At 67.4% G+C, this 21427-nt stretch carries 19 protein-coding genes; 11 read left to right on the forward strand and 8 right to left on the reverse strand.

All coding sequences use genetic code 11. The features are described from left to right. Positions 1-54: 54 nt before the first annotated feature. On the reverse strand, positions 55-999 hold the full coding sequence (gene dapD, locus B4E96_RS08185) for a 2,3,4,5-tetrahydropyridine-2,6-dicarboxylate N-succinyltransferase (protein ID WP_170273916.1): 945 nt from the start codon (positions 997-999) through the stop codon (positions 55-57). 81 nt (positions 1000-1080) lie between these two features. On the opposite strand from dapD, the gene B4E96_RS08190 reads away from it, so the two are divergent. The 5 genes from B4E96_RS08190 to B4E96_RS08210 all read left to right on the forward strand — a co-directional run bounded on the left by B4E96_RS08190 (position 1081) and on the right by B4E96_RS08210 (position 4470). After that, positions 1081-1812, forward strand: coding sequence for a TIGR00730 family Rossman fold protein (locus tag B4E96_RS08190; protein ID WP_286957117.1), 732 nt, complete (start codon positions 1081-1083; stop codon positions 1810-1812). Positions 1813-1877: 65 nt separating this feature from the next. After that, positions 1878-2282 carry a DivIVA domain-containing protein gene (locus tag B4E96_RS08195; RefSeq protein WP_286957118.1) on the forward strand — a complete coding sequence of 135 codons (405 nt, stop codon included), beginning with the start codon at positions 1878-1880 and terminating at the stop codon, positions 2280-2282. Beyond that, positions 2282-3523, forward strand: a complete 1242-nt coding sequence (locus B4E96_RS08200) for a hypothetical protein (RefSeq protein ID WP_286957120.1) — start codon at positions 2282-2284, stop codon at positions 3521-3523. Before B4E96_RS08195 ends, B4E96_RS08200 begins: the two co-directional genes overlap by 1 nt. Before the next feature lie 110 nt (positions 3524-3633). Further along, the gene (locus B4E96_RS08205) at positions 3634-3804 is read left to right on the forward strand and encodes a DUF3117 domain-containing protein (RefSeq protein WP_102162712.1); all 171 of its coding nucleotides are present in this window, start codon (positions 3634-3636) and stop codon (positions 3802-3804) included. Positions 3805-4026: 222 nt separating this feature from the next. Beyond that, a complete protein-coding gene (locus B4E96_RS08210; protein ID WP_286957121.1) occupies positions 4027-4470 on the forward strand; it encodes a hypothetical protein in 444 nt (147 codons plus the stop codon). Between the two features lie 39 nt (positions 4471-4509). On the opposite strand, the gene B4E96_RS08215 is transcribed toward B4E96_RS08210, so the two are convergent. Further along, a complete protein-coding gene (locus B4E96_RS08215; protein WP_286957122.1) occupies positions 4510-5148 on the reverse strand; it encodes an O-methyltransferase in 639 nt (212 codons plus the stop codon). A 125-nt stretch (positions 5149-5273) separates the two neighbouring features. Here B4E96_RS08215 and B4E96_RS08220 point away from each other — a divergent pair, with 125 nt between their 5' ends. Then, positions 5274-5702 carry a twin-arginine translocase TatA/TatE family subunit gene (locus B4E96_RS08220; protein ID WP_286957124.1) on the forward strand — a complete coding sequence of 143 codons (429 nt, stop codon included), beginning with the start codon at positions 5274-5276 and terminating at the stop codon, positions 5700-5702. A gap of 51 nt (positions 5703-5753) precedes the next feature. Here B4E96_RS08220 and B4E96_RS08225 read toward each other — a convergent pair whose 3' ends face one another. Further along, a complete protein-coding gene (locus B4E96_RS08225) occupies positions 5754-6881 on the reverse strand; it encodes an Mrp/NBP35 family ATP-binding protein (protein ID WP_170273921.1) in 1128 nt (375 codons plus the stop codon). 226 nt (positions 6882-7107) lie between these two features. Between B4E96_RS08225 and B4E96_RS08230 the strand changes: the two genes are divergently transcribed. Then, positions 7108-7581 carry a general stress protein gene (locus B4E96_RS08230; protein WP_165883175.1) on the forward strand — a complete coding sequence of 158 codons (474 nt, stop codon included), beginning with the start codon at positions 7108-7110 and terminating at the stop codon, positions 7579-7581. Positions 7582-7612: 31 nt separating this feature from the next. Here B4E96_RS08230 and B4E96_RS08235 read toward each other — a convergent pair whose 3' ends face one another. Both B4E96_RS08235 and B4E96_RS08240 read right to left on the reverse strand, forming a co-directional pair. Further along, positions 7613-8722, reverse strand: coding sequence for a P1 family peptidase (locus B4E96_RS08235; RefSeq protein ID WP_286957217.1), 1110 nt, complete (start codon positions 8720-8722; stop codon positions 7613-7615). 2 nt (positions 8723-8724) lie between these two features. Further along, complete coding sequence (locus B4E96_RS08240; protein WP_286957221.1) at positions 8725-10296, reverse strand: aminopeptidase P family protein; 1572 nt, start codon at positions 10294-10296, stop codon at positions 8725-8727. A gap of 68 nt (positions 10297-10364) precedes the next feature. Here B4E96_RS08240 and B4E96_RS08245 point away from each other — a divergent pair, with 68 nt between their 5' ends. Further along, a complete protein-coding gene (locus B4E96_RS08245; protein WP_286957125.1) occupies positions 10365-11216 on the forward strand; it encodes a PHP domain-containing protein in 852 nt (283 codons plus the stop codon). Positions 11217-11219: 3 nt separating this feature from the next. Here B4E96_RS08245 and B4E96_RS08250 read toward each other — a convergent pair whose 3' ends face one another. Further along, positions 11220-12785, reverse strand: a complete 1566-nt coding sequence (locus B4E96_RS08250) for a DEAD/DEAH box helicase (RefSeq protein WP_102162704.1) — start codon at positions 12783-12785, stop codon at positions 11220-11222. Here B4E96_RS08250 and B4E96_RS08255 point away from each other — a divergent pair. Further along, positions 12784-13416, forward strand: a complete 633-nt coding sequence (locus B4E96_RS08255; protein WP_170273924.1) for a ferritin-like fold-containing protein — start codon at positions 12784-12786, stop codon at positions 13414-13416. The two genes, B4E96_RS08250 and B4E96_RS08255, sit on opposite strands and share 2 nt — an antisense overlap. Before the next feature lie 60 nt (positions 13417-13476). On the opposite strand, the gene B4E96_RS08260 is transcribed toward B4E96_RS08255, so the two are convergent. Both B4E96_RS08260 and B4E96_RS08265 read right to left on the reverse strand, forming a co-directional pair. Further along, positions 13477-13701 carry a DUF3107 domain-containing protein gene (locus B4E96_RS08260; protein WP_102162702.1) on the reverse strand — a complete coding sequence of 75 codons (225 nt, stop codon included), beginning with the start codon at positions 13699-13701 and terminating at the stop codon, positions 13477-13479. 41 nt (positions 13702-13742) lie between these two features. Next, positions 13743-14393: a TetR/AcrR family transcriptional regulator gene (locus B4E96_RS08265; RefSeq protein WP_170273925.1), complete on the reverse strand. Its 651-nt coding sequence runs from the start codon at positions 14391-14393 to the stop codon at positions 13743-13745. Positions 14394-14544: 151 nt separating this feature from the next. Between B4E96_RS08265 and B4E96_RS08270 the strand changes: the two genes are divergently transcribed. Together B4E96_RS08270 and B4E96_RS08275 are read left to right on the forward strand one after the other, a co-directional pair. Continuing rightward, positions 14545-17889, forward strand: a complete 3345-nt coding sequence (locus B4E96_RS08270; RefSeq protein WP_286957127.1) for a UrvD/REP family ATP-dependent DNA helicase — start codon at positions 14545-14547, stop codon at positions 17887-17889. Beyond that, positions 17886-21422: an ATP-dependent helicase gene (locus B4E96_RS08275; RefSeq protein ID WP_286957128.1), complete on the forward strand. Its 3537-nt coding sequence runs from the start codon at positions 17886-17888 to the stop codon at positions 21420-21422. The genes B4E96_RS08270 and B4E96_RS08275 overlap by 4 nt, the downstream gene beginning before the upstream one ends. Positions 21423-21427 lie beyond the last annotated feature (5 nt).

Raw genomic sequence — 21427 nt, forward strand, 5'->3', positions numbered from 1 at the left:
ACACGCGAAAGGGGACAGACCAGCTGGTCTGTCCCCTTTGCTGTGCCTGGCAGATCAGTGCAGGTCGGGGTTGAGTTCGATGCCCTGCGCGGTGCGGGAGCGGGCCTCGACGGCACCGGTCTCGGAATTGCGGCGCAGCAGCACATTGTCGCTGCCCGACAGCTCAGCGGCCTTGACGACCTTGCCGTCCTCTTCAGGCATGACGACGCGGGTGCCGGCAGTGACGTAGAGGCCAGCCTCGACGATGCAGTTGTCGCCGAGTGAGATGCCGACACCGGCATTGGCGCCGAGCAGCGTGCCCTCACCGATCTCGATGCGATGTGCGCCGCCGCCGGAGAGGGTGCCCATGATCGAGGCTCCGCCGCCGATGTCGGTTCCATTGCCGATGACGACGCCCTGGGAGATGCGCCCTTCGACCATTGCCTGACCGAGGGTGCCGGCGTTGAAGTTGACGAAGCCCTCGTGCATGACGACGGTGCCAGGCGACAGGTAGGCGCCCATCCGCACTCGGTCGGCATCAGCGATGCGCACACCCTCGGGGACGACGAAATCGGTCATGCGCGGGAACTTGTCGACGCCGTAGACCGAGAGCTGGCCGCGGGCCTTGAGCTTGGCGCGGGTGATCTCGAAGTCCTCGACCGCGCATGGGCCTTCAGAGGTCCACACGACGTTATTCAGCTGGCCGAACAGGCCGTCGAGGTTGAGGTCGTTGGGCTTGACGAGGCGGTGGGACAGGGCGTGCAGGCGCAGGTAACCATCGGCGGCACCGTCGGGTGCGGCATCGAGGTCGATGGTGACCGAGACGAGCTCACCGCGGGTGCCGCGGGCCTCATCGGCGACCGCGAGCGGGGCGAGGACGTCATCGTCGACGGCGTCGGCGGCGAGCTTGGCTGCCGAGGCCTCATCACCGGTCAGGACGGGGGCGGGGTACCATACGCACAGGATCGTGTCGCCGTGGTAGGTGGCGACACCCTTGGCTGAGACAAAACGTTGAGTCATGGCACCAGCCTATCGGTCAGTGTGCTGGGGAGACACTAGGCTGGACGTGATCTGTGCCCGTCGAACGCCAGGAGTCTGCCGATGTTCACCTCAGGAATCTACAACCGCGGGCCGCTGCGGCTGCGCCGCTCCCAGGTACCGGAGAAGACCGCCGACGAACAGCTGCTCGAATGCCCAGACGAGGCCGCCTGGCAGCACGAGGATCCGTGGCGGGTGCTGCGCATCCAGTCGGAGTTCGTTGAGGGCTTCGGCGCGATGGCCGGACTCGGGCCGTGCTTCTCGGTCTTCGGTTCGGCGCGCACCGCTGAGACCTCACCGGACTACGCGACTGCCCGGGACCTCGGCCGCCTGATCGCCGAGGCCGGGTACGGCGTCATGACCGGGGGAGGGCCGGGCATCATGGAGGCGGCCAACCGCGGGGCGCATGACGCTGGGGGACTGTCGGTGGGTCTGGGCATCGAGCTGCCCTTCGAACAGGGCATGAACGACTACGTCGACCTGGGCGTGAACTTCCGCTACTTCTTCGTGCGCAAGACGATGTTCCTCAAGTACTCCCAGGGCTATGTCGTGCTGCCGGGCGGGTTCGGGACCTTCGATGAGCTCTTCGAGGCGCTGACACTGGCGCAGACGCACAAGGTGCGCAAGTTCCCGATCGTACTCATGGGCACCAGCTATTGGGGCGGGCTCGTCGACTGGCTGAAGTCCAAGCCGATCGAATACGGCACCATCAGCCTCGACGATCCCGACCGGCTCAGCCTCACCGACGACCCAGCCGAGGCCGTCTCGATCCTCACCTCCGTCTCCGAGGCCTGACCGAGCGTTCCAGCATGCCCGTCACGGTGCGCCGGTGGCCGACAGGGCTGTGAGACGATACCGCTATGTCGATCTACATCATCCTCGGTGTGTGCGCTGCCGTGTTCTTCGCTGTCGTCGCCATCTTCGGCGCCACCGGCGGCTTCAACAGCGCCATGGGAGGCGATCAGGCGCAGGAGCCCCCGCGCGGACTGGGCGAGGAATGGTCGGCAGACGACATCAGCACCGTGCGCTTCCAGCTCGCCGCCCGCGGCTACCGCACCGACTCAGTCGACCTGGTGCTCGAGCAGATGACCCAGCGGCTGCGCGAACAGGAGGCCGAGATCACCCGCCTGCACGCCGAACGCGACCGCCCGCACCCAGGCCACCACCGCCTCGGCGATGGCTACCCGGAGACCCTGGAAGGACGCCAGCCCGGCGACCGGGGCACCGACGCCCAGCACGGTACGCAGGGCGACCCGCAGCCCTGATGGCAGCAGCGAAACCAGCAGCACTCTTGGCCGGGCCGATCGCCGTGCAGCCGGCCACCCCGCGGATCGTCAGACGGATGGCCGACTGGCTGCTGGGCCTGCCGGTCTGGGCGCAGGCGCTTGTCGTCTTCCTCGTCTCGCGGATCATCGCGTTCGCGTTCCTCTCCCACGTGCTCGCTGAGCAGGGCAGCTCGCCGTGGACGAGCGGGGAGGCCACGACGCTGCGGGACTTCCTCAACTTCTGGGACGCCGGCTGGTACGAGCGCATCGCGACTGAAGGCTACCCCGAGGTGCTCCCGCGCGGAGAGTCCGGGGATGTCAGCCAGAACGCGTGGGCGTTCTACCCGCTGCACCCCTGGATCGCCCGCGACGTCTCCGTGCTCACCGGGCTGGACTACCAGTTCGTCTCACCGCTGCTGTCGAACCTGTTCGCCGCCGGGGCTGCGATCGTCATCCTTGCGCTGTTCCGCCGCCACACCACCGCCGGGCGGGCGCTCATGGGCCTGGCGGTCGTGTTCGTCTTCCCCGCCTCCCCGATCCTGAGCACCGGATACGCCGAGGCGCTCAACCTGCTGCTGCTCGCCTGCGCGCTCACCCTCGTCATCGACCGGGCCTATCTGTGGGCGATTCCCGTCGTCGTGGCGATGGACCTCTCCCGGCCGATCGGGGTGGCGTTCTCGTTCTTCATGCTCATCCACCTCATCAGCCGCTTCGCCCGCCGCGGCAGCGACCCCTACCCGGCAGGGGAGGCGATCCGCAGCTGGACGCTCGGAGTGCTGTCCTGCGTTGCTGCGCTCATCCACCCGATCCGCGCCTGGCTGCGTACCGGCGAGCCGCTGGCGTATCTCGATACCGAGCACGCCTGGAGCGGCGGGCACTCCCGGTTCGTCATCCAGTGGTTCGACATGTCGCGCTGGCTGGCAGGCGACATCATCGGACCCGTGCTGCTGGTCGGACTCATCGCCGGGTTCGTCGTGCTGATGCTCTCACCGGCCGGGCGGCAGCTCGGCCGCGACCTGCAGCACTTCACGGTGGCCTATGCGGTGTACCTGTTCATCTTCTTCAATCCGCAGACCTCGACGTTCCGGCTGCTGCTGCCGCTGTTCCCGCTCGCCCTGGCGATGGCGTACTCACGGTCGTGGGCGTACCGCGGGCTGCTGCTCGTCGTGCTCATCGTCACCCAGTACCTGTGGATCAGCCAGCTGTGGCACTTCACCCCGCCATCGGACTGGCCGCCGTGATCAGCATGCAAGACGAACGGATGCGCGCGTGACGCGCCCGTTACGTGATCTAGCTCAAATGGTGGATAATCAGAGATGCTGGAAATTTTCAACCGGAAGGACAGAGGTTCATGGCAGCACAGAAACCGCGCACTGGTGACGGCCCTCTTGAAGTGACCAAAGAAGGTCGCGGCATGGTTCTGCGTCTACCTGTCGAGGGCGGCGGGCGGCTGGTCATCGAGATCAGCCCGGAGGAAGCTGCGAACCTGTACGACACCCTCGCCGAGGCGCTGGGCAAGTAACGCAGTGCCGGTTCCGGTCCGCTGACCGGGAACCGGAGAGCGCCACCCTCATCTGGGCGCCGGAGGCGCATACGCGCAACCGGCGCCCATACTCATGCCCGAGGCAGAGAGGCACCGTCAATGGACACCAATGAGATCGGCGCCCAGCGGCAGCGGCTGGCCGAGGCGATCCACGCCTCAGCAGGTGGTGACCTGTCGGCTGCGCTCGACTATGCAGCGCACATGTCGATCGCCGACGTCGTCGAGGCGCTACAGCGGAAGGATCCGGATCTTCTGTTCGATCATTCCGAGCTCTGCGACGCTTTCATCCGTGCCTGGCTGGACCAGCTGCCCCCGCTTGAGCGGTTCGCCGCCACCGTTGAGGTCAGCGGGCTGTACACGACGGGCATGGTGTGGCTGCCCCACGCCGAGGATCGCAGCGTCGAGCGGATCCTCCGGTTTGCCGCCGAGGCAGTGACCGAGATGGGTGCGCGCATTGCAGGGGAGGGGATTCTGGCAGGCACGCCCGACACCAGCTTCGGGCCGACGTTCGCGCTCAAGCTCAGCGCGCTGGCAGACGGTCCGGTCGGTGACCTCCGCACCGAGCTGATTGCTCGCGCGGATGAGCTGCGGGAGCTGAAGCGGCTGGACGATGAGCGCGAGGCACAGGAAGAAGGCGGCGGGTGACTCCGCTTCTGCTGAGGCGGCCGAACTTCGGCCCGAGTCTCACTGTCCCAGGCACCGGAGTACGAGCAGGCCGGCATCGATGGGGATCATGAGGCGTTCGATGTCGGCACGCGCCTCAATGTCGGAGAGCACAGTGCGCATCACCTGGGTGCGCGGGGTGCGGTTGGCCGGTTTGGCCACCGCATCTCCCAGCAGCGCCTGGTTGATGATGAGCAGACCATCAGCACTCAGCCGCTCGATCGCCAGCGGCACGAGCCGCGGATACGTCAGCGGCTCGGAGTCGAGGAACACAAGATCATAGCCACCGGGTGCCAACCGGGCGAGCACGTCCTCACCGCGGCCGTGGATCATGCGCACGCAGTGCGGGCGGATCCGTGCGGCACCGAGCAGCTCACGAGCGACAGCCTGCTTATCGGCATCGGCGTCGATGCTCGTGAGCACGCCGCCCGGGGGCATGCCGCGCATGATCGCCAGCGTGCCGGTTCCGGTGCCGGTGCCGACCTCCAGGGCGCTCGCCGGCTTCGCCAGCTGGGTGAGCAGGCGCAGCAGGCCTGCAGTGTTGACCGACAGCGGGGTGACGGCATAGTCAGAGGCGATGGTGCGGGCAGCGTCGAGGACGGCGTCGGCAGGGTTGTAGCGTTCGGCGTATTGCGCGTTGATCGCCCAGTCGCGGCTCATACGTTCCTTCCTGCTGACAGCGGATCGCGGACCGGCAGAAGTCGTGGAAAGCGCCGGCGATCCGTGCCCTCAGTGTAGCCCGGAGCGGCCGTGAGACCCCTGAGTGCACTGCTAGAATGAGGGCCATGTTCGGGATCAACGGCACGGAGATGCTCATCATCGTCATCGTTGCCCTCCTTGTCATCGGCCCGCAGCGGCTGCCCGAATACGCCGAGCAGCTCAAGGAGTTCGTCAAGCTGCTCAAACGCCGCGCCGACGAAGCCAAGGGCAGTCTGCGCCGCGACTTCGCCGAGGACCTGCCCGATGTCGATTGGAAGACCCTCGACCCGCGTCAGTACGATCCGCGCAGGATTGTGCGCGAGGCGCTGCAGGAGGAGTCCCAGGCACACTCGCCTGCCGGTTCCCGAGGTGCGAATTCCGGTGGCAGCACCGCTGCCGGTTCCGGCACGGATGAGGCAGCAGCTACGCAGCTGAGCCCGGTGCAGCGCTACCGCGCTCAGGCCGCTCTGCGCGACGCCGAGGTGGCACCGCCCTTCGACCCGGAAGCCACCTGAACCGGATCCCACGCTGAGCTCGGTCCGATAGGGCTCGATGAGGAAGGGCAATCAGGCAGGGGAGAGGCCGAGTGATCGGCCGGCGAGTCCGCGCGAGCGCGTCGCCAGCTGCTGAGCCACCGCCCGCAGAGCCGTTGAAGCTGGTGAGTCCGGGGCTGCCAGCACAGCAGGAGTGCCCGCATCCCCGCCGGTGCGCACGGGCGGATCGAGCGGGATCTGGCCGAGCAGCGGCACCTGACCACCGGTGATCTCCGACAGGTTCTTCGCCACTGACTCTCCGCCGCCGGAGCCGAAGACGTCCATCCGGGTGCCGTCGGGCATCTCCATCCACGACATGTTCTCAATGACACCGGTGACCTGCTGCTGGGTTTGCGTTGAGACCGACCCGGCACGCTCAGCAACCTGTGCGGCTGCCTGCTGCGGGGTGGTGACGACGAGCAGCTCAGAGCGCGGCAGCAGCTGGGCGACTGAGATCGCGATGTCGCCGGTGCCCGGCGGCAGATCGAGCAGCAGCACATCGAGATCGCCCCAGAACACGTCGGTGAGGAACTGCTGGAGAGCCCGGTGCAGCATCGGTCCCCGCCACACGACGGCCTGACCGGGCTGGACGAACATGCCGATCGAGATGACCTTCACCCCGTGGGCGACCTGCGGCAGGATCATCTCATCGACCTTCGTCGGCTTGCCGGAAAGGCCGAGCATGCCCGGGATCGAGAATCCGTAGATGTCGGCGTCGACGACGCCGACGCGCAGCCCTTCGGCAGCGAGCGCCACGGCGAGGTTGGCGGTGATCGAGGACTTCCCGACTCCGCCCTTGCCGGAGGCGACCGCGTAGATGCGGGTGAGTGAGTTCGACTTGTTGAACGGGATCTCGCGGTTGGCACCGGGCCCCTGCAGCTTCTCTCGCATCGCCTGCCGCTGCTCAGGGGTCATCGTGCCCAGTGTCACCGTCACGCCGGTGACGCCGTCGACCTTCGCAACCGCCGCCTCGGTGTCGCGTGTGATGGTGTCCTTGAGCGGGCAGCCGGCGATGGTCAGCAGCACGGTGACGGCGACATGCCCGTCATCGGCAACGGCGATGTCGTCGACCATGTCGAGTTCGACGATGCTGCGGCGGATCTCGGGATCGAGCACAGTGGCAAGGGCGGCGCGGACAGCATCGATGGTGGGGGCGGTCATATGCGCTCTGAGTGTCCTTCCAGCAGGCCGGAGATCGCGGGCGATTCCAGCGTACTCCATTCGCTGCCGCCTGCAGCTGTGCGATATCTGACTCTCCTCGGCATCCCCGTCGTCATCCGGCGCAGGCGCTGAGGAAGTGACCCTGCGGCCGCCTGTCCGCTGGCTGACAGCCCACACCCGGCAACCCGGCACCCATGTGATCCGGTGACTAGTCCATACTGGAGGTATGGCTTCCAGACGACCGGTCACCCAGATCCCGCACGGCGAAGTGCTCGGCTCCTACCGCACGCATGAGGATGCGCAGAAGGCGGTCAGGTTCCTTGCTGAGAAGGACTTCGACGTCTCCTCGCTGACGATCGTCGGCTCCAATCTCAAGATCGTCGAACCGGTCACCGGCATGCTCACCTGGGCTGCTGCAGCCGGCCGCGGTGCGCTGTCCGGTGCCTGGATCGGGATGCTCTTCGGGCTGGTGTTCATGCTGCTCGGCGGCGGCACCGACGCATCGCTGACGACGGGGGCGCTGCTGCCGGGCATCGTCATCGGCGTGGGCCTGGGCATGATCTGGGGGATTGCGATCAAGGCGATCAACCGAAAGCAGAGTGCGGTCATGTCCAGCCCGCAGGTGCTGGCGACGACCTACGACATCATCTGCCCGCCCGGCGTCGTGAACGAGGCGCAGGCGATCCTCGCCGCCCGCTGAGACACGGAGCGGAACAGAACTGCAGGGTTCGTCAGTCGAGTGCCTGCCACGCAGCTGCGAGCTGCGGGCACACCGTGCGCAGCGGGGGAGGAGAAGCTGGCAGCGGCGCACCCCCAGCATAGTCGCCTGCGGAGATGACCGCATCGACGATCGCTGCCGAGAGCACATCGGCGGCCGCGGTATTCAGCTGCCCGAGCACCATCGTCTCATCGGCCTCACCGGACCCGCCCTCTGACTGCGTCAGGGCCACGGCACCGGTGGCTGCGGCGAAGACCGTATCCCCATCGAAGAGCGTATGCGAGGGATGGATCGCCCGCGCCAGCCCGGCATGGGCTGACTGCGCCAGCCGGTGCGCCTGAGCAGTATCGAGCCGGGCGTCGGTGACGACGGCGGCGATCGTCGTGTTCCGCGTCGGAGGCGGGCCCTCGACAGACTGTGCCGCCACTGCTGCTAACCTCTCACGCAGCACGTCACAGTCGTCAGCCGGGATGTCGATGCCGTAGCCGGCGAGCACCTCGGCAGCATGCAACCGGCCGGTCGGTGCGATGACGGTGCCCATCGGATTGGCAACGGCGATCGCTGCCACCCGGTGGCCGGTCTCGGTGTCGATGACAGCCGAACCGAGGCCGCCGCGCAGCAGCCCGCGACCGGTCCACGCACCGATGCCGCCGCCGACAGAACCGCGGACCACCGCCTCGGGCCCGGTGAGAAGGTTGGCATAGGCAGCCTGCCCGGTCTCGATCGTCGGCGGCAGACAGGGTGCGCCGCCGCGGCCGAGGTCGAAGATCCCAGCCGCCGGCACGAGCGGGACCGTCACGCCGGCCAGGCCGGGAGCGGGGAACCCGCGCCCGTCAGCGGCGAGACCGGCCTGCACGCCGTGAGCGGCGGCCAGTCCATAGGCGCTGCCGCCGGTGAGCACGATGGCATCGCACCCGGTTGTCAGTGTGCCGGGAGCCAGCAGCTCTGTCTCGTGACTGGCCGGTCCTCCGCCGCGCACATCGACTCCGCCGGTCGTGCCCGGCGGCAGCAATAGCGCGGTCGTGCCGGTCAGCGCACCGGCAGCGGAGTCGATGCGGCCGGCGTGGCCGAGTTCGACACCGTCGATCTCACAAACCCCTCCACCGCGGCGCAGCACCGGCATGCTCACCGTCCCTGCCGAACCCAGGCCTCGACTTCAGCGCGGGTGCGCGGGAAGCCAGCCGAGAGGTTCTCAACGCCGTCCTCGGTCACGAGCACGTCGTCTTCGATGCGCACACCGATGCCGCGGTACTCCTCTGGGATGAGCTGGTCCTCGGCCTTGAAGTACAGGCCCGGTTCGATCGTGAAGACCATGCCCGGCTTGAGTTCGGCACCCAGGTACATCTCCGCGCGCGCCTGCGCGCAGTCATGCACGTCGAGGCCGAGGTGGTGGCTGGTGCCGTGGACCATCCACCGGCGGTGCTGCTGGCCCTCAGGCGAGAGCGACTCCTCGGCGCTGACCGGCAGCAGACCCCACTCCTCAAGGCGGTGGGCGATGACGTTCATCGCCGCATCGTGAACCTCAGCGAAGATCACCGGGCGCTGGGCGTGCTCGGCGGCCACGGCGAAGGCGGCATCAGCGGCTTCGAGGACGGCGTCGTAGATCTTGCCCTGGACCTCGGAGAAGGTGCCGTTGATCGGCAGCGTGCGGGTGATGTCGGCGGTGTAGAGGGAGTCGGCCTCTGCGCCGGCGTCGACGAGGATGAGATCGCCGTCGCGGACCTCACCGGTGTTCTTGATCCAGTGCAGGGTGCAGGCGTGGTTGCCGGCAGCGGCGATCGTGTCGTAGCCGACGCCGTTGCCGTCGGTGCGGGCAGCGGATTCGAAGGCCGTCTCGATGACGCGCTCGCCGCGGTGGTGGACGATCGCCTGCTTGAGCGAGGTGATGACATTGTCGAAACCAGACCGGGTGATCTCAACAGCGTGGCGCATCTGGCTGATCTCGTAGTCGTCCTTGATGAGGCGCAGCTCGGAGAGGAACTGAGCCATCTCGGCATCGCCCGCCTGCGAGATCTCCAGGTCGGCTTCGATCTCGGCGCGGGCGGCATCGACCCGCGCGTCGAGTGCCTCATCGGCACCGCGGACCAGGCGCAGCGAGGTGGCGTTCAGGTCCCGGCAGATGGCCTCTTCCGCGTGGGTGATGTCAGCACAGCGGATGCTGGTCTTGATCGCCATCGTCTCCAGGTCCTCACGCGGGCCGACCCAGTACTCGCCGTAGCGGGCATCGGAGAAGAACTCCTCGGTGTCCGCTCCGGCACGCGGGCGGAAGTAGAAGGTCGACTCGTGGCCGTCGTCGGTGGGCTCCATGACGAGCACCGAATCGGGTTCGAGGTTTGAGTGCAGGCCGGTGAGGTGGATGAACGCCGAGTGGGCGCGGAAGCGGTAGTCGGTGTCGTTCGAGCGGACCTTGAGCCCGCCGGCGGGGATGACGAGGCGTTCGCCGGGGAAGGCCTCGGACAGCGCCTGACGGCGGGCGCCGGTGTAGGCGGCCGAGGCGAAGGGCTCGACATTGTCCTCACTCGTGCGATCCCAGCCGGAGGCGACGAAGTCGCGAAATGCCTGCGACTGGGGGCGGCGGGAGCGGTTGTTCACTCGGTCTGACAGGGGCTGGTCGGGGGAGTCGGCGCCGGTGGCGGCACCGGATTCAGCGGCTGAGGGGCTGGTGGTCTGCGCGTTGTAGTCAGAGTCCTGAGTCATCATGCGGCCATTCTAGTCACGGCCCACCGGCGGGGGAGGAATCGTGGGGATCGTCCTATGATCGACTCATGATCATCGACCTGCACACCCATTCGACCGTCTCAGACGGCACCCAGAGCCCGGCAGAGCTCATGGCCGAGGCGGCGGCCTGCGGCGTCGATGTCATCGGCCTGACCGACCACGACACCACCGGCGGGTGGGCCGAGGCGACCGAGGCGGTGCAGAGGCTGGGCATCGGTCTGGTGCCGGGCATGGAGATCTCGTGCCGGTATGAGGGCATCAGCGTCCACCTGCTCAGCTACCTCCACGATCCCGGCAGCACCGAGCTGGCCGCCACCGTCGGGGCTGCCCGCACTGACCGGGAGGGCCGGGCCCGGGAGATCGTCGCCCGCCTGTCCGAGGACTACCCGCTCAGCTGGGCCGACATCGAGGCTGTGTGCGAACCAGGAGCGACAATCGGCCGGCCGCACATCGCCGATGCGCTCGTGCGCGCCGGCATCGTCACCGACCGCACCGCAGCCTTCTCCGAGCTGCTCTCAACCCGCTCGAAGTACTACGTCACCCTGCCGACGGTCAGCCCGATCGATGCGATCCGCATGGTCCGCGAGGCCGGCGGAGTGTCGGTCTACGCCCACCCCCGGGCACGGATGCGCGGACGGGTCGTGCCCGACGCCGGGATGCGCGAGATGATCGCCGCTGGCCTTGACGGCATCGAAGTCGATCACCGCGACAACCCGGTGGCCGAGCGCGCCGAGCTGCGCCGCATCGCAGCAGCCCACGCCCTCATCGTCACCGGCTCCTCGGACTACCACGGAGCCGGCAAACCGAACCTGCTGGCAGAGAACACGACGGCCCCGGAGATGCTCGCCCGCATTGTGCGGGCGGCCTCCGGGGCCAGCCCTGTCGGTCTCAGCCTCTAGGCATCAGTTCTGCGCAGCCGGCTGCTCGGCATTCGAGCGGCGGCGGCGACGGCGCCGGCGCGGAGCCGAGTCACCTGAAGTCTGCTCCGGCTTCGAAGTGTTCGTGTTCGCACCGGCATCGCTGGAGTTCTCACCCGAGCGTCCGCCGCGGGTGCGGCGGCGCTGACGGCGCTCGCCATTGCGGCCCTCCTGCCGGTTCCGGTCACCTGAGCGGCCGTTGTCACGGCCACCGCGGCCACCACCTCGGCGGCGGTCACGACTCTCATCGGCAGGCTTGGCGCCCTTGATCCGGCCCTTCGTGCCCTTCGGGATGTTGAGGTCCTCGAAGAAGTGCGGGGAGGTCGAGTAGGTCTCGACCGGCTCGTCGAAGTCGAGGCCGAGCTGGCGGTTGATGAGCTTCCAGCGCGGCACGTCATCCCAGTCGACGAAGGTCACCGCGATACCGGACTCGCCGGCACGGCCGGTGCGCCCGATGCGGTGGACGTAGGTCTTCTCATCATCGGGGCACTGGTAGTTGATGACGTGGGTGACGTTGGAGATGTCGATGCCGCGGGCGGCGACGTCGGTGGCCACGAGCACGTCGACGGTGCCGTCGCGGAAGGCCTTGAGGTAGCGCTCGCGCATCTGCTGCGGCAGGTCGCCGTGCATCGGCTTGGCGTTCATGCCGCGGTCGCCGAGCTCCTCGGCCAGGCGGTCGGCGGTGCGCTTGGTGCGGGCGAAGATGATCGTCCGTCCCCGGCCCTCGGCCTGCAGCATGCGGGCGACCATCTCAGTCTTGTCCATCGCGTGGGCGCGGTAGATGTACTGGGTGGTGTTCTTCGCCGTCTGGGTCGTGTCATCCGGGTCCTGGGAGCGGATGTGGGTCGGCTGGATCATGTAGCGGCGGGCCATCGAGATGACCGCGCCGGGCATCGTTGCCGAGAACAGCATCGTCTGCCGCTGGGCGGGCAGGTGGGAGATGATCTTCTCGACGTCGGGCAGGAAGCCGAGGTCGAGCATCTCGTCAGCCTCATCGAGCACAGCGGTGCGCACGCCGCCCAGGCGCAGGATGCGCCGGCCGACGAGGTCGAGGAGCCGTCCGGGGGTGCCGACGACCACCTCGGCGCCGGATTCGAGCGCCTTGATCTGGGGTTCGAAGTCCTTGCCGCCGTAGATGGTGACAACGGAGATGTTGCGGCGGGTCGAGGCGGCTTCGAGGTCGCCTGCGACCTGCTGGGCCAGCTCACGGGTCGGCACGACGACGAGCGCCTGCGGGATTCGGTCGGCCGGGGCGCCGTCCTCATCGGGGCCGACGACGCGCTCGAGCAGCGGGATGCCGAAGCCGAGGGTCTTGCCGGTGCCGGTCTTGGCCTGGCCGATGATGTCGGCGCCGGTCAGGGCGACCGGCAGGGTCATCGCCTGGATGGGGAAGGGGTGCACGATGCCCTTGTCGGCAAGCGCATCGGCGATCGGGGCTGACACACCAAGGTCAGCGAAAGTCTGTTCAGTTGTGGTCACGTTCTTCTCCTCACAGTGCTCCTTCGAGGAGCACGCGTTCACGTCTGAGTGAGGCGGTAGGCTATGGGGCATGCCCCAATCCTCGTCAGCTGCCTCGACTCCGGTGACAACCCTTGCCGTCATCGCCCACGGTCAGCTCACCGCTTTCGAACGGTCAGCCACCGATGCGCAGTACGCGCCCACCATGCAGGACAGAGTGGATCTTGCGACTGTCGCCGGGCATTCCCTGGACAATTTCTCGCGTCTGGCCGCTCGCATCGGCGAGCTCGGCGAAGACACGACGGCGCAGATGCAGCATGTGCAGCAGGCCTACAGCGAGCTGCGGGACCGCACCGCACCCCATGACTGGCACGAAAGCCTGATGAAGGGCTATGTGCTCGACGGGATCATGCACGACTTCTATCGTGCGGTGCTCACCGGCCTCGACGAGGAGAGCCGGCAGGTTGCCACCGCTGTCCTCGATGATACACGCCAGGCCGAATATCTCCGCACTCGGCTGGCCGCAGCGATCGAGGAGGATCCCTCGCTGTCGTCGCGTCTGGCGCTGTGGGGACGCAAGCTGGTGGCCGATTCGATGGGCCGCGGCAGGCGGCTCATCCGCCGCTATCACGCCGCTGAGACCCAGGACGCCGAAGCGCAGATGGTGCAGCAGGCGATGACGGCCCACTCGAAGCGGATGAGCGCGCTCGGCCTGGTGGCCTGAGCGCGCTCATCCGCGGTGCCGGCAGGTGCCGCCGGCGAGGCTGTCAGGTGGCGTGCGGACTCAGGAGAGCCCGAAGCCGACCGGGTGCTGCTGGGCGCTGCCGGTCTCGACATAGGCAAGCGCTGCTGCCGGGACGATGACTTTGCGGCCCTTGTCGTCGGCGAGGACGAAGGTCGAACCCGAGGACAGCGCCTCGTCGACCTGCTGGGTGATCTCCTCAGCGGTGGCCTCCGTTTCGATGACGAGTTCGCGCGGGGCCTGGCGGACGCCGATCTTGACTTCCATACTCACTCCTTGTGATCTGGGTTCGGGTGGGGCAACCCTCGTTAGTCTACGTCCCACGGACGCGCTTCGGCCGAACCGTCCGGACCCGGTGGGGCGACCTCGTCGACGCGCGGCATCGACGTCAGCCCCCGGTAGGTCATGAATGCCATGAGCCGGGCATTCGAGCGCGGGTCCATCGACTCGGATTCGACCACCTGGCTGGCGGCCTTCTCCGCGATCCCGACGACGCCCTGCGCCAGCAGCAGCGCCTCGTCGAGAGTCGCGTAGGTGTAGCGGGTGATGAGCTCGGCGATCTGGCTGGCGATCCGGCGCCGAACCGCGTCGGCCCGGCGCACCGCCTCGGGCTCGTAGCTGTCAGCGCAGAAGAGCACGATGAACTCGTTGCGGTTCTCGCTGACGAAGGTGAAGAAGGCGTCGAACGTGCTGTAGACGCGCTCCTCATTGTTCTCCGTGGCTTGCAGCGCACTGCGGACGGAGGCGTCGAAGGTGGCCGCAGCCGCGTCGATGGCGGCCAGGTACAGGTCCTTCTTGGATGTGAAGTGCTGATAGAGGACCGGCTTGGACACCCCAGCGGCCTCGGCGACATCGTCCATCGACGTCGTGTGGTAACCGGAGTCTGCGAACATGGCGGTTGCAACGCCGATGAGCTGTTCGCGGCGCTGCTCACGCGGCATGCGCTGTGTCGGAACCATGGCCACATCCTATCCGCAGTGGTGGCGTCGGGTTGGTGAGTATGCCCTCCCATTTATATAACAATCAATCGTACAGTTATGCGGCAGGGGCAGGCGAAGACGCCTCCGGCGTGAACCCGGCGATGTCAGTGGGCTGTGCTTCAATGAAGCCATGGTCGCAACGGGAGATGAGCACACGCCGCACACCACCAGGGACGGAGCCGGTTCCACGTCTGAATTGGGTGCCGTCATCGAGCGGTGCGTACGTGAGCTGCGAGACACCCATTCTGGGTGCAATATCACAGTCATCGGAGCGCCGGGAACCGGGAAGACGACGCTTGTCTGCACAGTGTTCGAACAGCTCGCTGCGACACCGGGCGTCGGAGCCGACGACATCCTCGTGCTCACCCCCAACCGCGACCACGCCACTCTGCTGCGCGACCGCCTCGGGCCCGGCCGCGACGGAATCCGCTCAGCACCTGCCGCACGCAGCATCCACTCCTTCGCCTTCGGGCTCGTCAGCGCGCTCAGCGGTGCCGCCGAGGGCCGGCAGTCGCGGTTCATCTCCGGGGCCGAACAGGACGCCTTCCTTGCCGACATGCTCGAGGGATACGAATCCGGTCTCATTCCCGCGCCTGCCTGGACGGAGCACCTGAGCGCTGAGGTGCGGGCCACCCGCGGCTTCCGCGACCAGCTGCGCGAAGCCCTCAACGAAGTCATGGCCCGCACACTCGACCCCGGTGAGGTGTTCGCAGCCGCTGCGGCCCACGGGCGAGGGGAGTGGGAGGTGCTGGCTGTCATGATGCGCGAGTACCTGGAGCTCAACTCGTTCCCCGGCTTCAGCGGCGTCGACACCGCCAGTGTGCTCACCGAGGCGACGAGCATCCTCATCGAGCAGGACACCCGCGGGGTGCGGGCCGGCAGCCACTGGGACTTCTCGGTGCCCGGCCGGCCGGCCAGCGAACAGCCCGGCCAGCCGGTGCCGCGCTTCGTCCTCGTCGATGCCGCCCAGGACCTGCCCGACGGCGCACTGTCGGTGCTGCAGTGCCTGGTCGCCTTAGGCTGCCGGATCTTGCTGACCGCCTCACCGGATACGACGACCCAGGCGTTCCGCGGGGCGACCGGCCTTTTGTTGCGCCACGCCGCCCGCCAGGAGACCACCGGCGGGGCGCTCGCCGGGCCCGGTGGCAGCCTCGTGCTCACCCTCGATCCACTCGACCCGGCCTGCCGCGGTGCCGGTGCACTGGCACCGCTGTGGCATAGCTTCGCCTCCGCGATGTCGGCCGAACAGGCCTATGGGCATCTGCCGATTCCCGACCGGACGGCAGAAGCAGTCGCACAACCCGGTGAGCCGGGAGCAAGCGCACCAGCGGAGTTCACGGTGTTCCCCAGTGCCGCCGAACGCACCCGCGGAATCGCCCGGACACTCAGGCGCTGGCACCATGACGCAGGCCTGGACTGGTCGGACTGTGCGGTGCTGTGCCGCACTGCAGGCACCGCCACGGCGCTGCGGCAGGAACTCGAGCACCTGGGCATCCCGGTCGCCGGCAGCAGCATGTCGCTGGCCGCCGACCCAGCCACCGCCCCGCTGCTGCGGCTGCTCGACCTTGACCGTGATGACGACATCGCCGTCGAAGCCGTCGCCCGCGAGCTGCTCACCGGCGTCTACGGCGGCGTCGACGCGCTGGCCGTGCGCGGTCTCGAACGCGAACTCGCCGTCCTCACCGGCAGTGCCGACAACGCGCTGCTCACTGCATTGCGCACCTATCCTGCCGAGCAGCTGCCCGGGGAGCTGGCGATGGTCCACCGGCTGCTGAGCACCGCTGACGAGGTGCGCGGCACCGACCCGCACACGGCATTGTGGCAGCTGTGGGAGACCTCCGACGCGGCCCGTCGCTGGGAACCGGTCGCCGCATCCCAGCCGACGCACCCACTCAACGACCGGCTCGACGCCGTCATCCGGCTCATGACGCTGGCCGAGCGCTACAGCGGCCGCGATGCGATGCCCGCGCACAGCTTCGCGCTCAAGGTCCTCGACCAGGACTTCGCACAGGACTCACTGGCCCGCCAGCACTACGGCGACATGGTCGTCGTCGACTCACCGGCCGGTGTCGCCCACCTCGACTTCACGGCCGTCATCGTCGCCGATGTCAACGACGGCCAGTGGCCCAACCCGAAGATCCGCGGCTCGATCTTCGACACCGCCGACCTCTGCGACGCCCTCGACGGGCGCCTGCCAGCCGGAACCCCGGAGACCGACAGCGCCACCGCCCGCGCGGCCCGCTTCGCGCAGCGACGACGCGCGGTCATCCGCGATGAGGCCCGGCTGCTGCTCGCCGCGCTGTCCCGGGCACAGACCCACCTGCTCATCACCGCCCTCGCTGACGGCGAGTCGAGCCCCAGCGGCTTCTTCACACTCCTGCGCCCGGACCCCGAAGACGGTGCAGACCACGCCGATGCGGTGTCGACCGCCGCGGCTGCCGATGCCGAACCTGCTGCTGAGCTTGCCACCCAGCAGCTGAGCATCCGCTCGATCGCAGCCCACGCCCGGCACCGCTTCGAAACAGCGGAAACGGCTGAGGACCAGCAGCAGTGGGCGCAGCTGCTCGCAGCACTCACACGCGCATACATCAGTGAGGCCGACACCGCGACATGGCAGCGCTGGTATGAGCGCAGCTCACAGGACCCGATCCGGGCAGCAGATGAGATCGTCACCCTCAGCCCGTCGACGATGGAGACGTTCGCGACCTGCCCACTGCAGTGGTTCCTCTCCCGGCACGCCGGCGACACCGCAGCCACACAGGCACAGACGACCGGCACGCTCATCCACGAGCTGGCCGAGGAATTCCCGGACGGGGACCTGCTGGGCATGCAGCAGGCGTTCGAAGAGAAGTTCGCCCAGCTCGAGTTCGACGCCGAGTGGGAACGCGAACGCGAATACGACGCGATCGCCGGCATGGTCGACAACCTCAGCACCTACCTGCGCGCGCGCCGCAGCGAAGGCACCCTCGTCGGAGTCGAAGCCAGCGTCAGCGCCGTAGAGAACGATCCCGAACAGGGCGGACCGTGGCAGATCCGCGGCCGGATCGACCGCATCGAGCAGCTCGTCGACGGACGCGGCCTGTATGTCATCGACTTCAAGACCGGCAAGAACCCGACACCGCACAAGGACCTGCCCGAGCATCCGCAGCTGGGCACCTATCAGGCAGCTCTGGCACACCCGAGCGGGACGGTCGAACTGACCGACGGCAGTCAGGTGCACGACACGCCAGCTGGAGCTGAACTGGTGTTCCTGCGCAAACAGAAGCCCACCACCCGCGAACAACCCGCTCTCCAGACTGACGACGAAAGCCCTGACGGATACAGCTGGGCCGGCCGGATGGTCGTCGAGACCGCCCGGCAGATGCGCTCGGCGTACTTCCCAGCCACCCCGTCCCCGGATGCCTGCCGGTTCTGCCCGGTGCGCAGCTCATGCCCGGCCGTGATGGACAGCGACAACGAGGAGGCACACGCATGAAAGCGCAGTACAGTGCTGCCGCACTCGCCGAGATCGTCGGAGTGCACCCGCCGACCGACGAGCAGGCGAAGATCATCGAAGCCGAACTCGAACCGACCGTCATCATCGCCGGTGCCGGCTCCGGTAAAACCGAGACGCTGGCGCTGCGCGTGCTGTGGCTCATCGCCAATGGCCACGCCGACCCGCAGCGCATCCTCGGCCTGACATTCACGCGCAAAGCCGTCGGTGAGCTGACCGAGCGGATCTGGGCGTTCGTGCGCACCTTCCGCCGCGCCCGGCCTGCTAGCACCGGGCCCGGGCTCGGTGCTGGCCGGATCGCTGATTTCGAGATGCCGACGATCTCGACCTACAACTCCTATGCCGCCTCGCTCGTCAGCGACTACGGCCTGGCGATCGGCATCGAATCCGACTCCTCAGTCCTCGATGCGGCCGGATCGATCCGGCTGGCCGAGCAGATCGTACTCGCCGCCGAACCGCACGAGATCCCCGCCAACGTCCCTCGCACGGCTCTCATCACCCGGGTCCGCGAGATGGCAGGGCAGATCAACGAGCACCTGCAGACACCGCAGAGCGTGCTTGAATACCTGGACGCCTGCATCGACCACCTGCTCGGCGAAGCCGGGCTGACGTGGTACTTCACGAAGATCCGGCGCGGACGGTCCCTACGCAAGGAAGAGAAGGACGGCGTCATCGCCGAACTGTGGGCGCTAGCCGACGAGGCTGGCGTTGGCAGAGCAGGCAAAAGCCACACCAACCTGGCGGCACGTAATGAGCTCGCCGAGCGGATCATCGCTCTGCGCAAAGACACTGTTCTCGAACAGCTGTTGGACAAGCGGAAAGTCACCGTACTGGCCGAACGGTTTCTGGCAGCCAAACGGGAGACCTCGGCCATGGAGTTCTCCGACCAGGTGAAGTACGCCCACGACATTATGAGCCGGCCTGATGGGCGCATCCTGCCGATTGAGCGCAGCCGGTGGGATGCCATCATGCTCGACGAATACCAGGACACCTCGGACTCCCAGTTCCAGCTGCTGCAGCTGCTGTTCAACGGCAAGAACGTCATGGCCGTCGGTGACCCCCGGCAGTCGATCTACGCCTGGCGCGGAGCCTCCGCCCGTAACATCAGCGACTTCCCGAAACGGTTCCAGCGCCAGCTGCCGGCAACCGGCCAGGGAGGCGAGCAGCAAGCGGTCGCCGATGCACACGTGCGGACGCTCAGCATCGGCTGGCGCAACGACAAGAGCATCCTCGCGGTGGCCAACCGGATCTCCGAGGATCTGCCCGAATACGACGAGAAGGACGTGCTGCGGCCTCGGCCCGGTGCCGGTGATGGCCAGACACACGTCGTCTCGACCATCGGAGAGGTCGACCAGACCTACGGCACCGATCTCATGGCAGAACTCGTCGACTTCATGCACACTGCCACCGAGACCTGGTACGCCAGCGGGAAGACCGACCCACCTCAGCGCGCGGTTTTGTGCCGTAAACGCTCGTTCCTGACTGCAACGGCCAACGCGCTCGAGAGTGCCGGCTTCGAGGTGCACATCGCAGGTGCCGACGGACTGCTCGAAGACACCTACGTCGCCGATATTCATGCGGCTTTGCACGCGGTGGCCGACCCGAACGCCGGCACTGAGCTCATGCGGCTCATCAGCGGGCGCAGCTGCGCACTCGGTGCTGCCGATATCGCCGCGCTGCACCGGTTCGCCAAGTCCCGCAATGAGCGCGCCCAGCAGGTCTTCGAGGCCAGTCAGAGCGCTGCCGGTGCCGAGGCTGGTGATGGTGAGACCGGTGTGTCCACCGCGGATGACACGGGCGTTGTCACCGTCGGGATCATCGAAGCCGTTGATGACCTCATCGCTGTCAGCCCTGCCCTCGACGGCTCCGAGAACGTCCAAGGTTCCCCGGTCGTCGCTGACTGGCGCAGATCCAAGCTCAGTGAGACGGCAACCCGCCGGCTCATCCGCCTGGCGGAGAGCCTGCGCCACCTCAGGCGCCTGGCCGTCACCGTGCCCGGTCTCGTCCGTACTGCGATCGTCGAACTCGACATCGACACAGAGATCGAATCGCTGCCGGAAGCAGCACGGGCAAACCATGAGAAGTCCGTCGATGCTTTCATCTCCCTGACAAGTGACTTCGTGTCACAGAACCCGGTGGGATCACTCGCTGAGTTCCTCACCTGGCTGACGATCATGGACGCCGAGCAGTCACTGAGCATGCCCGAGGAACCGGCCGCCGAGGGTGCTATCACCATCATGACCGTCCACGGGTCGAAAGGGCTGGGATTCGACATTGTCGCCATCCCGCACCTGACAGAGGGGGACATGCCGACCACGCTGCCCAGCACCAAGGCGTGGCTCTCCGGTGGCATGCTGCCGTACCCGCTGCGCGGAGACCGGCACCACATTCCCCGCTTCGACCTCACCGACTCCCGATTCGCCACCGAAGAGGACATTGAGGCGTACCAGAAGTCCGAGTTGAAAGAGCAGCTCAACCTGCACCACGCCATCGAGGAACGCCGCATCGGATATGTCGCAGTGACACGGGCGAAACAGCAGCTGTGGCTCGGTGGCAGCCTCTTCACCACTCGGCAGAAGAAGAATGAGTTCTCCCCATTCCTGCACGAGGCGGCCGAGGTCCTCAACCTTGATCCCGACGAGGTCCTCAACCCCGGAGACGACGACACTGAACGCCCAGAAGGTGAGGCGATCTCCGTCGAGTGGCCGAAACGAGCCGATACGGCGGAAGCTGCGCGACGAGCCGAACTGACCGGGATGTTCGCCGCCGCCCTGCGATTGAAACCCGAGCTCGAACAACTGGCTGAATCTCACCCCGACGAGGATGACAGCGCAGCTGCCGAGATCGCCGCTCTCGCTCAGATGGCGCTGGCACTGCAGGCAGAGCGGGCCCAGCAGGCAGAGGAGTTCCCGCTACCGAGCCGGCTCTCAGCCACCGGGCTCGTGCAGCTGGCAGAGGACCCGCAGGCCTATCGCCGGGAACTCAGGCGCCCCATGCCGCAGGGCCCATCCCACGCCGCCGGGCTCGGCACGGCCTTCCATGCCTGGGTGGAGAACTTCTATGGCCAGGCGGCGCTGAGTGACCTTGACGACGATCCGAACACTGTGACACTGCCGGCATACCTGCATGAGCAGCTCGACGAGCTGTGCCGGCGGTTCGAGCGCTCACGCTTCGCAGCACTCGAACCGGTTGCGGTGGAGCAGTCCTTCGAACTCACTCTCACCGGCGCTGACGGCCACACGGTGACAGTGCCGGGCAAGATCGACGCGATCTTCGCCATCGACGGCGGCTACTACGTCATCGACTGGAAGACCGGCCGATCCCCGCGCAGTGACGACGAGCTGGCAGACCGGGCGATTCAGCTGGCGATCTATCGGATGGCCGTGCAGAAGATGCCCGCATTCGCTGATGCGGAGCGGATCGAATGCGGGTTTTACTTCCTCGGTGATGACCAGGAGATCACTGTCCCGCACATCATGAGCGAGTCAGAGCTCGTCGCCCGGCTTGAGCTCTGAGGTGG

The sequence above is a fragment of the Brevibacterium sp. UBA7493 genome, from assembly GCF_002479565.1.
GTDB lineage: Bacteria > Actinomycetota > Actinomycetes > Actinomycetales > Brevibacteriaceae > Brevibacterium > Brevibacterium luteolum.